We start from the raw sequence: 14,224 nt of genomic DNA, 5'->3' as shown, positions 1-14,224 counted from the left end.
CTTGATTAGGCCGGTTTTATACAGGTATAAAGTGCAAAGGCTAAAATAGCGCCCAAGATAGGTCCTAGGATTGGAATCCAGGCATAAGACCAGTCGGAGCTTCCTTTTCCTTTGATCGGCCACAGGGCATGAAATAAGCGCGGTCCAAAATCCCGGGCAGGATTGATGGCATATCCCGTAGTTCCACCTAGCGAGAGGCCGATGGCCCACACTAGAAATGCAACGGGGATAGCACCAAGAGAGCCCATGCCAATAGGAGCTGTTTTTCCGTCGATGGTAACATCTTGACCTGTTATGAAGAAAATAACAAAAATCAAAACAAAGGTTCCAATAATTTCACTTGCCAGATTTGTTGACGTATTTCGAATGTTGGGTATCGTAGCGAATACACCAAGTTTGGTGGTTGGGTCTGCTGTTGCATCGAAATGGTCTTTGTGCATGATGTAGGTTAACATGGCGCCACAGAAACCACCGGCGATCTGTGCGAGAATATAGCCGGGCACTTCCATCCAAGGAAGACCATGATTAAGAGCGACGGCAATGGTTACCGCAGGATTGAGATGGGCTCCGGTATAGGGGCCAGCAAATACAACACCGACATAGACTGCAAGTGCCCATGCGGTAGTGATTACAATCCATCCTCCATTTTCTCCCTTTGTTCCTTTTAAGATAACGTTGGCCACAACCCCATTGCCTAAAAGAAGGAGAAGGGTTGTGCCGATAAATTCTGCTAAATAATGGTTCATGCTTGTTGGTTAGTTTTCGGTCCAGTACTGTAATGCTTTGACCCCCTTGGTCCAGAGCTTAATGATCTTTTTTGTTTGCTCTTCTTGCTCTGCTTCAGGTTCAAATATACGATCCTGTGCCCAAAACTTTGATATCTCATCCTCATTTTTCCAGAATCCCACGGCCAGTCCTGCGAGGTATGCTGCCCCCAAAGCTGTAGTTTCTGTAATTTTAGGGCGTACAACCTTGCTGTTAAGTACATTGGCCTGAATCTGCATGAGTAGATTATTTGCCGTTGCACCGCCGTCTACACGTAGTTCTTTGATCGGTATGCCACTATCAGCTTCCATTGCTTGCAGTACATCACGTGTCTGGAGGGAGATTGCCTCTAGTGAGGCACGTGCTATATGCCCATTGGTTGTTGCACGCGTCAGGCCAAATAGCGTCCCTTGTGCACGAGCATTCCAGTACGGCGCTCCCAGTCCAGCAAAGGTAGGGATGAATGTGACACCGCCATTATCTTTTTCTGTAAGAGCTAATTGCTCTACGTCCGCCGATTTGTAGATGATGTTGAGATTGTCGCGTAGCCATTGGACCAATGCGCCACCGATAAAGATGCTTCCCTCCAAGGCATATTCTGTTTTCCCGTTAATTTTCCAGGCAACAGTTGTTAAAAGATTGTTCTTTGAACGGATTGGTTTATCACCGATGTTCATTAACATAAAACATCCGGTGCCGTACGTGTTTTTGACCATTCCCTTTTCAATACATTGCTGTCCGAAAAGTGCTGCCTGCTGGTCGCCGGCAATTCCAGCTATCTTGACTTTATGTGCAAAAATGGTTGTCCGGGATTCCCCATATACTGCACTGCTTTCTTTTACTTCGGGCAGCATGGCAGCGGGGATGTCAAATAATTCTAATAGCTCTTTGTCCCATTCCATGCTATGGATGTTAAAGAGTAGGGTGCGGGAAGCGTTTGTTACATCCGTGATGTGAGCGTCGCCACGAGTGAGGTTCCAGACGAGCCAAGTATCTATGGTTCCACAGATTAATTCCCCGTTTTGTGCTTTTTCCCGGGCACCCGCCACGTTATCCAGAATCCATTTTATTTTGGTTGCAGAAAAATAAGGATCTAATATCAGGCCTGTTTTTTCCTGGATCAGCTCATGTTTTCCGGAGTTACGTAACTCGTCGCAATAATCTGCTGTGCGTTTATCTTGCCATACAATGGCATTGTAGATGGGTTTTCCTGTTTCTTTGTCCCAAACAACCACAGTTTCGCGTTGATTGGTAATACCAATGGCGGCAATATTTTTGCCGTTTAATCCTGCCTTTGTAGTTGCTTCTGCTGTGACACCTGCCTGCGTTGACCAGATTTCATGTGGATCATGTTCGACCCATCCCGGCTGTGGGAATATTTGTGTAAATTCCTTCTGGGCAATGGAGACTATATTTCTGTCCTTATCAAAAATTATAGCTCTGGAGCTGGTGGTGCCTTGATCCATTGCCAAGATGTATTGTTGTTCCATAATTGAGTAATTGAGTATTGCTGGTTATTTTTTGTATTACTTTAAGATATAATTTTTTGCAACTTTTTGAAAATGCGCTATTTGATCATTTTGCCAGTCTTGATCTTTTTCCAGCTCCTGTGCGAGTATTTTTGCGACTTCAGGAGCAGCTTCAATTGCAGCTTTTGCATCAAGAAATAGTATCCGTACCCGACGGGATAGGACATCTTCCACAGTCCTGGAAAGTTCATTGCGTGCTGCCCAAACAACTTCAGCCTTTTTGAATTCAAGATGTGCTATTAATTTTTCGTTCCATTCGGGATTTTCCTGAGCCAATGCGTTGATAGCTTCTTGGTCGGCGCCATAAATATACATATGATTGCTTCTGTCTGATGTCGGAATGGCGCTATAAATCTTTTGAGTGGCAGACCGACTTTCTTTTTGCGGTAAACAACCAATTTTTATCGCTTTGTCGATGGTATCTTGGCCCATTCGACGGAATGTTGTCCACTTTCCGCCAGTTAAAGTAAGTAATTTGGAGTCGCTGACGATAACCTTGTGGCTTCGTGAAATCTCTTTGGTTTTGTTGGAGTTACCTGTAGGAGCTGCCAGTGGACGGAGACCGGCGAATACTGCCAATGCATCTGCTCTTGTTGGCTGTTTTGTCAAGTAGCGTCCCGCAGTTTTTAGAATAAAATCGATCTCCTGCTCCAAAGCTACCGGTTCAAGGCTATGTTCGTCTATCGGTGTATCTGTTGTTCCCACAATGACTCGATTGTGCCATGGTACCAGGAAAAGGACCCGTCCATCATCCGTTTTTGGAATCATAATGGCATCGTCGCCTGGGAGAAAGGACTTGTCAAATACAAGGTGAACCCCTTGGCTGGGGCGTACCATTTGTTTTGCTTCCGGTCTGTCCATTTTTAGGATGTCATCGACAAATATTCCTGTAGCATTGATAACAGCCTTCCCTTGTATGGTGAAAACTTCACCCGTTTCGGTATCATTAGCGATGACACCATTTATTCGTCCATCGCTGTCTTTGGTGAGGTTATTGACTCTTACGTAATTTAGCGCGACGCCGCCCATTTGTATGCAGGTTTGCGCAACGTTGAGCGCAAGTCTTGAGTCGTCAAATTGTCCGTCTTGATAAACCACGCCACCATATAACCCTTTAGGTCGCACAGTGCTTATGCGGTTAAGGGTTTCTTCTTTGTTGATATGAATGGATTTTCCCAAACTTAATTTACCTGCCAGCAGGTCATATATTTTCATTCCAATGGTATAGAATGGGCCGTCGAACCAGCTGTAGTTGGGGATGATAAAGGATTGATTTTTGACAAGATGGGGAGCGTTTTTTTGAAGTAGACCTCTTTCGTGAAGTGCTTCTTTAACCAGGGAGATGTCGCCCTGAGCCAAGTAGCGTACACCACCGTGAACAAGCTTCGTTGCTTTGCTTGAAGTGCCTTTTGCAAAATCAACCTGCTCCAGCAAAATTGTTTTGAATCCTCGGCTTAAGGCATCTAATGCAACACCTAATCCGCTGGCACCGCCACCTATGACGATAACATCCCATGCGCTCGTCTCTCTTATTTTTTCTATCAGTTTTGACCTTTTGAATTCTTGGTGTTTCATTTTGTTTCGTTTTGGCCTGTTGTGGTGAATCTTCTATATGGGTATTTCAACTTCTTTTATACTAAGTTATGCTATATTTGTTGAATTTTAAAGGAAATTAAATAATATTTATGTTAAGGTAAGGTGTTTGTTTTTGTTTTGTTTTGTTTTTATTTCAGCAAAAGGAAGTCTTTTTGGTTTTTACCAGTGACAGGATATGGCGTATAAACAGTTGTTTTTTTACTTCTCCCCAAAGGAGTTGTCTTTAATAATGACTGCATTCTGATCGCCTAAGCTGATGTGTTTACGACTTAATCGCGTTTTTATAAATCCGCTGAAATATGGTCCATTGTGATCTTGGCTGTTTTTTTTCATGGTCAATAGCTATATAATGTTTAACCATTATGTGCTGCTTATGTTTTGGTTTGGGAAAATGATTTTGTAATTTTAGATCACTATTTAATTTATTTATGATGAGAAATATAAGATTATTACTGTGTGGAGCTATCGTGTTTTTTGGGACGGTACTCGTACAGTCCAAAGCGTTCTCACAGCAGATTGCTACAGCTCAGGATGTTTCAAAGCCTTACAATCCAGACGCTAATGCACAGAGTGATATTGATCAACTATTGGTTCAGGCAAAGAAAGAAAAGAAAAATATCATCATCCAGGCTGGTGGGAATTGGTGTGTCTGGTGTTTAAGGTTTAATGATTATATCCATAAAACGGCAAGTGTAGACAAGTTGTTAAAGAGTCATTTCCTCTATTATCACCTCAATTATTCAAAAGAGAATAAAAATGAGGCTGTGTTTCAAAAGTATGCTCCTGAAGGGAATAAACTAGGTTATCCATTTTTTATTGTTTTGGATAGAAATGGAAAAACATTGCATGTACAGGAGAGTGGCAGCCTAGAAAAAGGGAAGGGCTATGATGAAGAAAAAGTGCTTAATTTCTTTAAAGCTTGGGTCGCAAAATAAAAATTACCGACTATCATATTGCTATTCTGCACTAAATTAACAGTAGTGCGTAAATAAAACAAAAGCCCCTTTTAAGGGGCTTTTGTTTTGATGTAATAAATTGGAGGATCGGATAAGGGTTTACTCCCGTAAAACTTAGCATTTCTTTGTACAGCAAGTCGGGAAAGATTGGTGATCAGCATACTAAATTATGCGAATTTCCGCATAAGCTTAATCGGAATTAATAGGTGTTTTATACGCATTCATCCGAATGAGGTCCCTATGAAGTCCCTATTAGGTACGGATAAAGTCCGTGTTATTTTTAAATTTAATTCAAGGCTTACCTTTGTTGTTTCCAGTGATGGATGTTGGGTTGTGTCTGTGACTTTGGTTTTCGAATTTGATTTAATCCAGATTTTCAGTTTAGGATAGGCTGAAAATAAAAAGGTCTCGTTCCTAAGATCGAGACCTTTTTATATGGGCTTAAAACCAATCTTTTTCTACAAGGATATTTTAATCCCGCAGTTAAAAAGAGGCCTTGCTCTTGGTGGGATATCTTATTGATAGCCTAATAATTTCATGACTTGTTTGGAGTTTTGCTCCTCACCAAACACCTCATAGTTGAATGTTTCATCTCTATTGCGGCGTACAAGCACATGTTTAGGTGAAGGAAGTAAGCAGTGGTGGATTCCTCCATATCCGCTTAATACATCTTGATATGCTCCTGTATGAAAGAAGCCCAAGTACTGCACCTTACGGGTCTTCGGCATAAATACCGAGTTCATGTGCGCCTCCTGATTGTAGTAATCCTGTCCATCGCATGTGATTCCACCTAAATTGACGCGTTCATATTCTGAATCCCAGTTATTGATCGGCAATAGAATATATTTTTGGTTCAATGCCCATACATCCGGTAAATTTGTAATAAATGAACCGTCAATCATAAACCAACGTTCGCGATCGTTTTGTTGCTTGCGTCCCAAAACTTTATAGAGAATACCTGATGCTTCAGCAACAGTATATTTGCCAAATTCGGTAATAATATCTGGTTCCATTACCTCATGGTGCGCACAGATTTGTTTGATCCGATTGACAATCTCATTGACCATATATTCGTAATCAAAGTCGTGTACCAGTGAGTCCTTAAATGGCATCCCACCACCGATATCTAGGGTATCTAAATCCGGGTTTACTTTCTTGAATTTACAATATAAAGTAACGTATTTCTCTAATTCGTTCCAGTAATACGGGGTGTCAGAGATGCCTGAATTAATGAAAAAGTGAAGTAACTTTACTTTAAAGTTTGGATTGTCGGCGATCTTGTTGTTATAGAATTCAACAACGTCTTCTTGGCGAATTCCCAGGCGAGATGTATAGAACTGAGAATCTGGTTGTTCTTCAGAAGCAACTCGGATCCCTAAAGCACAGGGCTCATCCAGTTCGATTTCATCATCGTAAAGGTTAAACTCCTCTTTGTTATCCAATACAGGTATAATGTTGGTGTATCCATCATGGATCATGTCAATAATATACTGTTTGTACTGATAGGTTTTGAATCCATTACAGATGACTGTAATGTCTTTTGTTACTGTTCCCTGTCTTTCCAATGAATCAATCATCGGCATGTCAAATGCAGATGAAGTTTCTAAGTGGATATCATTTTTCAAGGCTTCCTCTACGATGTGCTTGAAATGGGATGATTTGGTACAATAACAATATTTGTAAGATCCACGATAATTATGTTTCAGAATTGCGGTCTGAAAGAGGATTTTCGCTTGCTGAATTTTTTTGCTGACGATAGGCAAATAGGTAAAACGTAACGGTGTACCGTACGTTTCTATCATTTCCATTAAATTCAAATCGTGGAAATACAATTCGTCGTCGATGATTTCGAATCCGTCTTGCGGAAAACCAACACTTAAGTCAAGAAATTCCTGATAGCTCTGCATTTTTTATTATTTTTGCAAAGATATACTTTAATGGTGAATACCTAAATAAGGAATGTTATTTATTTCCGATTCACTATCAGGAAGTTGTAAAAATTACAAAATCATTAAATGGCAAATTCTATTCAAAAGCGACTTGTTGAAGTCACTGTACAGGCAGTAAAAGAGCTTTACAATGCAGATATTTTAGAAAATCAAATTGCTTTACAAGCTACCCGAAAGGAGTTTGAAGGACAAATTACAATCGTAACTTTTCCCGTAACGCGCTTTTCGAAATCTTCTCCGGAACAAACCGGAAAGGAAATTGGTGCATATTTGCAACAGCATATCGCTGAAATATCGGATTTCAATGTGATAAAAGGCTTTTTGAATATTGTTCTTTCCGATGCTTACTGGATCACGTTGTTGAATCAGACCATAACGGCGAAGGACTTTGGTATATTTCCTGCGAATGGAAAGAAACTGATGGTTGAATACTCTTCGCCAAATACCAATAAACCCCTGCACTTAGGGCATATTCGTAATAATTTATTAGGATATTCTGTTGCGGAAATCCTAAAAGCTTATGGTTATGATGTAATCAAAGCAAATTTGGTGAACGATCGTGGTATCCATATTTGTAAGTCCATGTTGGCTTGGCAAAAATTTGGTAACGGTGAGACACCCGAGTCTACTGGACTTAAAGGAGACCACCTTGTCGGAAAATATTACGTTGTCTTTGACAAAGCATATAAACAGGAAATCGAGGCATTGAAGGCTGAAGGGCAGACCGAAGATGAGGCAAAGAAAAATGCACCTTTGATGAAGGAAGCACAGGCGATGTTGCAACAATGGGAAGCTGGTAATGAAGAGGTGATCTCACTTTGGAAAACCATGAACAGCTGGGTGTACGCTGGGTTTGAAAAGACCTATAAACAATTAGGCGTCGATTTCGATAAATACTATTATGAATCCAATACGTACTTGTTGGGTAAAGATATTATCCAGGAAGGTTTAGATAATGGGGTTTTCTTTAAAAAAGAGGATAACTCCGTATGGATTGATCTAACTGCAGAGGGACTGGATCAGAAGCTTGTGCTTCGTGGCGACGGTACTTCTGTCTATATTACACAAGATTTGGGGACAGCACAGTTGAAATATGATGAATTCAAAATGAATGATTCTATTTATGTTGTCGGTAACGAACAGGATTACCATTTCAAGGTATTGTTCTTAATCTTAAAAAAACTTGGTAAAGCTTGGGCTGACGGATTGTTCCATTTATCGTATGGGATGGTCGATCTTCCTTCCGGAAAAATGAAATCACGGGAGGGAACAGTTGTTGATGCGGATGATTTAATGGCTGAAATGCTTAAAACCGCACAGGAACGTACTGAGGAGCTTGGCAAGACTGAAGGATTGGACGAGGAATCAAAAGCCGTTCTTTACGATACGATTGGAATGGGCGCACTTAAATATTTTCTATTGAAAGTGGACCCTAAAAAACGCCTCTTGTTTGATCCAAATGAGTCTGTCGATTTTCAAGGTCATACAGGACCCTTTATTCAATACACACATGCCCGTATCAAATCTGTTTTGAGTAAAGCTGAATTCGATTTTGATAGTGCTGTGTCTGTACCGGCGACGATTTCCTCTTACGAACGTGACTTAATTCAACAGCTGGGTGCATTTCCGGAGATCATTGAAGCTTCTGCGCAAGAGTTCAGTCCTGCACAATTGGCAAATTATATCTATGAGGTAGCTAAGTTTTATAATAAATTCTATCATGAAGAAACCATCTTGAAAGCGGAAGATCATGATGTGAAAAACTTTAGATTGCACCTTTCGGCTTCTGCGGCAAAGGTTATTGCCAAAGGGATGAACTTATTGGGTATTCGTGTACCTGAAAGAATGTAATGCTATGAAGAAAATTCGCGTAGGACTTATTGGTTTTGGAATTTCAGGTCAGGTTTTTCACGCTCCCGTGATGCGTTCGATAGCTGAACTGGATCTTGTTAAAGTGACCGCTCGTAAAGCAGATCAGCAAAGTTTGCTAAAGGAACGCTATCCACTGGCAGAAATTGCTTTATCTGCAGATGATATTTTTAATGATGCAACCATTGATTTAGTCGTGGTTGCAACGTCCAATGAAATGCATTATCCTTTTGCAAAACGTGCTTTGGAATCAGGGAAACACGTTGTTGTAGAAAAGCCCTTTACGAATAGCGTTGAGCAGGCCGATGAGCTTATCGCTCTGGCTAAGGAGAAAAATCTGATCTTGGCACCCTACCATAATTTAAGGTTCAACTCAGACTATCGGACCTTGGAGAAAGTGATCAAAAGTGGGCGGCTGGGACGGATTGTAAATTTGGAATCTAGGTTTGATCGTTTTCGTAATTACTTGCGACCTAATGCATGGCGAGAAGAAAATTTGCCGGGTTCTGGTATATTTTATGACCTAGGACCACATCTCATCGACCAGGCTTTGCAGTTATTTGGAAAGCCGTATGCTGTCTTTGCAGATTTGGCTGTCCAACGGGATCATGCGAAGACCATTGACAATTTCGACTGCCTATTGTACTATGATAACTTACGGGTATCCCTGAAAGGTTCTATGCTTGCAAAAGAACCCACGCCACGTTATCGTGTCTTTGGAATGAACGGAAATTTTGTAAAATATGGTGTCGACCCACAGGAAGCCTTACTGCGTGATGGTAAATTTCCTGATGAGGATCCAACCTGGGGACAAGAAGATCCGAGTCTATACGGCAAGCTTAATATTGTTGAACAGGGGAATGACATTGAAGAAATGATTCCTTCTGAAATAGGTTCCTATCCTGATTTTTATCAGAACGTTGCAGATAGTATATTGGGAAAAACTACCTTGATCGCATCGGCAGAGCAGGCACGGGATGTCATTAAAATTATTGAATTGGGATATCAGAGTCAATTGGAACGAAGAGTTGTTTCTGTTGAAAATACATTGATTGCTTATTAGATTGTTGCTGTGAGTATAATATACGATGCTATTATTATTGGGGGCGGAGCCTGTGGTTTGATGTGTGCAGCCCAAGCAGGGCTTATTGGAAAGAAGACCTTGGTGCTTGAACGAAACGATAAGATTGGTGCGAAGATCTTGATTTCAGGAGGTGGACGCTGCAATTATACAAATATCGGTAATAGTCCCGCTAATTTCATTTCTGAAAATCCAGATTTTTTACATGGTATATTCAAACAATGGACAGTGGACGATACCATTACATTTTTTGAACAATATGGTATTGTAGGGCAGGAAAAAACACTGGGCCAGTTGTTTCCAGAGACCAATAAAGCAAAAGATATCGTTGCTGTATTTTCAAAAATTTTATACGAGACAGGGCAGGATATTGCATTGAATACCTTGGTGAAATCTGTAGAAAAAAACGATAATGGCTTTGTGGTAACGGTCGAAAATGCAAAAGGTGAGTCCCGATATCATGCACATAAAGTTGTTATTTCTTCTGGCGGGCTTCCGGTCCAAAAACTCGGGGCTTCGGACTTTGGAATACGCCTAGCCAAACAATTTGGTTTGAATGTAGTCGGTACAGCGCCTGCATTAGTCCCTTTGACAATAACTGGGAAAGATGCTGATTGGTATAGTTCTTTGGCTGGAAATTCGGTGTTCTCGAAAGTTTCTGTTGCCGGAATGTCTTTTGAAGAGAATATTCTCTTTACGCACTGGGGGCTAAGCGGACCTGCAATTCTTCAAATATCAAGTTATTGGATACCTGGACAGGAGATTACGATTGATCTACTGCCTAATTTTAATTTAGATAATCTGATTAAACAAGAGCGACAATACGGAGGGAAACGACTTGTTTCACAATTGCTAAACGATTATTTCAGCAGAAAATTGGTCGATGCCCTTGGGAAATTTTTGGCCTTGGATACCAAAATCGCCTCACTTAGTAAAGCTGATGCGAAATTGATTGTTGATACTATCCATCGCTTCAAGGTAAAACCTGCGGGAGATAAGGGGTATGATAAAGCTGAGGTCATGCGTGGAGGAGTTTCAACGGAAGAGCTACACCCAAAGACTTTAATGTCTAAAAAAGTTGAAGGCCTTTATTTTGGAGGGGAGACTGTTGATATTACGGGATGGCTTGGCGGTTATAATTTCCAATGGGCTTGGGCAAGTGGTTATGCCATCGCCCAAGATATTTAGGCATTTTGGGGGGGAGTGAGAGGGGCCAATCTATTCCGGAAAAAATGGGTTAAGCAAGATCATTGATAGAAATATTATTCGATAGAAATATTATTCATTTTGTGAATTTGACGTTTTATCGACAGATTTCTCAGCATAGAGTTGTGTGGCAGCAGCCAAGCGCTGTTTTATTCTCGTTTGTAAATTTCTTGGGGAGAGTACTTTAATGGATTCGCCAAAACCTAAAATTTCTCTTTCCAGTTCAAAGTTAAGTACAACATCAATACGAATTAAGATTGAGCCATCCTCCTTTTTGTCTAAAATCTGCTGTGAAGAATGTAAGGGTTTTGTTGCTACATAAGGTGCATTTTTTGCATTGACTTCCAATATCACCCGGTGGCCGCGGTCCTTTTGTGTCTTCGTTACGCCTATGGTATCCGAAAAGTAACGTTCGAAATCGACGCCTGTATATTCCTTGTATGAATTTTTGCCCATTTCCTCAATGGCATTGATCCGATCAAGCGCTAGTGTCATCAATCCTTCACTCTTTTTATGCTGACCAATTAGAAACCATCGATTACGATATTCTTTTAAGAGATAGGGCGAGAAAACAAGATCCTGCTGTTGTGTTGCTTTGAACGATTGGTAGCTGATCAGGAGTGGTGTTTTTTCACGAATGGCTTGATGCAGTGGACTGATAAAAGTAAGGCCTTTTAGCAGATTGTTGCTTTCCATTTGTATAATAGAAGGTGAATTGTCTTTTTTTGTGTGGATGCTATCTTCAAGTCGTGCGACGATATCGCTCATTTCATCAAAACTGGAGAAACCGCTCACATGCTTAAGTACCTCTACAGCCTCCTTCATTTTTTGCATATCACCGACAGAAATCGGTGAATTGCTAATGCTATAGTTGGGATCTTCATAGGTGTAGAATTTGCGGTGCAAGACGACAATAGGCGCATTGTAGCCGAGCTTATTGCTACGCATGAGTTGAATATCTCCTTGTATGGTGCGTTTACTTATCCCATTTTTGATTCCTTCAAATTCATAGAGTGCATCGGAAACCTTTTCCATAAGATCTTCCAAGGTCCATTTCCGATGTCGTAAACGAAGACAATGGTCAATCGTTTTATAACGTATAAGAGCTAGTTTATTGAGTGCCATGTTTTTTTTGATAAATTGAAAATACAAAAACTTTCTTTATCTACGCAAGGTAATTGCGTAGATTTTTGTGCCTGTGAAGCAAAATGAATGGTCTTTTCGAAATTGAAAAGAAATTCGGGTTTATCCGAGTAAAATAGCTACTTTTGCGCAGAAGCAAACTGGTTCTATCGCTGCTCTTTTTTGAGAGGAGAGGAAAGTCCGGGCAACATAGAGCAACACGCTTCCTAACGGGAAGGCTGCTATGAAAATAGTAGACAGAAAGTGCCACAGAAAATATACCGCTTTTCGGAGTAAGGGTGAAAACGTAAGGTAAGAGCTTACGGTCTTGTATGGTGACATATATTACGGTAAACCTCGTGTGTTGAAAGACCAAATAGGTTGCGAAATTCGAAGGCTGCTCGTCTTCTTTCAATTTATTGGAATTCGTAATGGGTAGGTTGATTGAGTTTGTCAGCGATGGCAAATCTAGATAAATGATAGAAATTCCACTTCGGTGGTCTACAGAACCCGGCTTACAAGGTTTGCTTCTTTTTCGCTAATTGCTAAAAAAACCTTATATTGATTCCCGTAATTGAAAAAATAGCATAACTCTCGATTTATGAGTACAATTTTAATCATTGATGATGAGCGCGCCATCAGAAGTTCGTTGCGTGATATCTTGGAATATGAAGATTATACGATTTTAGATGTCGACAATGGCCGGGATGGATTAGATATTTTAAAAAAGGAAAAAATAGATCTTGTTCTTTGTGATATCAAGATGAATACGATGGATGGGATGGAAGTTTTGACGGAAGCACACCAAAGCAGCCCGGATATCCCTTTTATTATGATCTCTGGACATGGTACGATTGAAACAGCTGTTGAAGCAGCGAAAAAAGGAGCATTTGACTTTTTAGAAAAACCGCTGGACCTAAACAGACTATTGATCACGGTTCGTAATGCACTGGATAAAAGTTCCCTAGTCACAGAAACCAAGGTCCTGAAACGAAAAGTTAGCAGCTCGAAAACAAAAGATATACTAGGTGAATCGGGGGCCATCAAACGTATTAAGGAAACAATTGACCGGGTTGCACCAACAGAAGCCCGTGTATTGATTACCGGGGCGAATGGCTCGGGAAAGGAATTGGTTGCACGCTGGTTACATGAAAAGTCAAATCGTGGACAAGGCCCATTGATCGAAGTGAACTGTGCCGCAATACCTTCTGAATTAATCGAATCAGAATTATTCGGGCATGAAAAAGGATCCTTCACGTCGGCTATTAAACAACGTATCGGGAAGTTTGAACAAGCTAGCGGTGGAACATTGTTCTTGGATGAGATCGGAGATATGAGTCTATCCGCGCAAGCTAAAGTGCTAAGGGCATTACAGGAACATAAAATCACGCGAGTTGGGGGCGACAAAGAAATTGACGTCAATGTCAGGGTAGTAGCTGCGACCAATAAGGATTTATTGAAAGAGATAGAAGATGGTAATTTCAGAATGGACTTGTATCACCGTCTATCTGTCATATTGATCCATGTGCCAGCGTTAACTGATCGTGTCGATGACATTCCTCTATTGTCCACAAACTTCTGTGAAGAAATCTGTATGGAATACGGGATACCTGTAAAGGAGATTACTACTGCTGCAATGCGGGAATTGAGTCATCTTCCTTGGACAGGTAATATTCGGGAATTGCGCAATATGATTGAACGTTTAATTATTTTGAGCGACAGGTCGATTACCGATAAAGATGTTGTTGCCTTTGCTAACCCGTCCCGCGAACCTGTGAATGGTATAGCTCATGAAAAAAGTGCAACGAATTACGGATTAGATATGGACTCCTTTGATTCGTTTCAAGATTATAAAGATCATGCGGAGAAAGAATTTATAAAATATAAGTTGGAAAAAAATAATTGGAATGTCTCCAAGACGGCCGATGATTTAGATATTCAACGTAGTCACCTGTATAGTAAAATAGAGAAGTTTGGTCTAAAAAGAGATTAACAGTTTAGTGAAATTTCAGTCTAGCAGCTGTGAGCGAAAATTGCAGTTCACTCGGACAAAGCGATAAAAAAAGAGATTCCTTATGGAATCTCTTTTTTTATCGGTAGAGAGGTGACATCCGAAGTTTATCGGACTAAGTGTCGTCAACCCCTCAACCG

11 protein-coding genes and 1 other RNA gene are annotated in these 14,224 nt (G+C 40.7%); 6 read left to right on the top strand and 6 right to left on the bottom strand.

What is annotated here, in order from left to right; translation table 11 throughout:
* Positions 1–5: 5 nt before the first annotated feature.
* The 4 genes from HS960_RS12710 to HS960_RS27020 form a co-directional block, all read right to left on the bottom strand.
* Positions 6–746, bottom strand: coding sequence for an MIP/aquaporin family protein (locus HS960_RS12710; protein ID WP_115047842.1), 741 nt, complete (start codon positions 744–746; stop codon positions 6–8).
* A 9-nt stretch (positions 747–755) separates the two neighbouring features.
* The gene (glpK, locus tag HS960_RS12705) at positions 756–2,255 is read right to left on the bottom strand and encodes a glycerol kinase GlpK (protein WP_153846146.1); all 1,500 of its coding nucleotides are present in this window, start codon (positions 2,253–2,255) and stop codon (positions 756–758) included.
* Between the two features lie 36 nt (positions 2,256–2,291).
* Positions 2,292–3,869, bottom strand: a complete 1,578-nt coding sequence (locus HS960_RS12700) for a glycerol-3-phosphate dehydrogenase/oxidase (RefSeq protein WP_182332892.1) — start codon at positions 3,867–3,869, stop codon at positions 2,292–2,294.
* Between the two features lie 219 nt (positions 3,870–4,088).
* The gene (locus tag HS960_RS27020; protein ID WP_262885292.1) at positions 4,089–4,223 is read right to left on the bottom strand and encodes a hypothetical protein; all 135 of its coding nucleotides are present in this window, start codon (positions 4,221–4,223) and stop codon (positions 4,089–4,091) included.
* Positions 4,224–4,318: 95 nt separating this feature from the next.
* Between HS960_RS27020 and HS960_RS12695 the strand changes: the two genes are divergently transcribed.
* Positions 4,319–4,825, top strand: coding sequence for a thioredoxin family protein (locus HS960_RS12695; RefSeq protein ID WP_227550184.1), 507 nt, complete (start codon positions 4,319–4,321; stop codon positions 4,823–4,825).
* A 536-nt stretch (positions 4,826–5,361) separates the two neighbouring features.
* Here the strand turns inward: HS960_RS12695 and HS960_RS12690 are convergent.
* Positions 5,362–6,753, bottom strand: a complete 1,392-nt coding sequence (locus HS960_RS12690; RefSeq protein WP_153846148.1) for an arginine decarboxylase — start codon at positions 6,751–6,753, stop codon at positions 5,362–5,364.
* 108 nt (positions 6,754–6,861) lie between these two features.
* Here HS960_RS12690 and argS point away from each other — a divergent pair, with 108 nt between their 5' ends.
* From argS to HS960_RS12675, 3 genes are read left to right on the top strand one after another with little or no spacing between them, the layout of a single operon-like run.
* The gene (gene argS, locus HS960_RS12685; RefSeq protein WP_153846149.1) at positions 6,862–8,646 is read left to right on the top strand and encodes an arginine--tRNA ligase; all 1,785 of its coding nucleotides are present in this window, start codon (positions 6,862–6,864) and stop codon (positions 8,644–8,646) included.
* 4 nt (positions 8,647–8,650) lie between these two features.
* Positions 8,651–9,727, top strand: coding sequence for an oxidoreductase (locus HS960_RS12680; protein WP_153846150.1), 1,077 nt, complete (start codon positions 8,651–8,653; stop codon positions 9,725–9,727).
* Between the two features lie 15 nt (positions 9,728–9,742).
* Positions 9,743–10,933 carry a BaiN/RdsA family NAD(P)/FAD-dependent oxidoreductase gene (locus HS960_RS12675; RefSeq protein WP_182333203.1) on the top strand — a complete coding sequence of 397 codons (1,191 nt, stop codon included), beginning with the start codon at positions 9,743–9,745 and terminating at the stop codon, positions 10,931–10,933.
* A gap of 90 nt (positions 10,934–11,023) precedes the next feature.
* Here the strand turns inward: HS960_RS12675 and HS960_RS12670 are convergent, their stop codons facing one another.
* On the bottom strand, positions 11,024–12,076 hold the full coding sequence (locus HS960_RS12670) for a helix-turn-helix transcriptional regulator (RefSeq protein WP_153846151.1): 1,053 nt from the start codon (positions 12,074–12,076) through the stop codon (positions 11,024–11,026).
* A 151-nt stretch (positions 12,077–12,227) separates the two neighbouring features.
* Between HS960_RS12670 and rnpB the strand changes: the two genes are divergently transcribed.
* Together rnpB and HS960_RS12660 are read left to right on the top strand one after the other, a co-directional pair.
* An RNA gene (gene rnpB, locus HS960_RS12665) (RNase P RNA component class A) lies at positions 12,228–12,607 on the top strand.
* A 67-nt stretch (positions 12,608–12,674) separates the two neighbouring features.
* The gene (locus HS960_RS12660; protein WP_159729039.1) at positions 12,675–14,066 is read left to right on the top strand and encodes a sigma-54-dependent transcriptional regulator; all 1,392 of its coding nucleotides are present in this window, start codon (positions 12,675–12,677) and stop codon (positions 14,064–14,066) included.
* Positions 14,067–14,224 lie beyond the last annotated feature (158 nt).

The organism is Sphingobacterium paramultivorum, assembly GCF_014109745.1.
Lineage (GTDB): Bacteria > Bacteroidota > Bacteroidia > Sphingobacteriales > Sphingobacteriaceae > Sphingobacterium > Sphingobacterium paramultivorum.
This window is presented reverse-complemented; position numbering and strand designations above follow the sequence as displayed.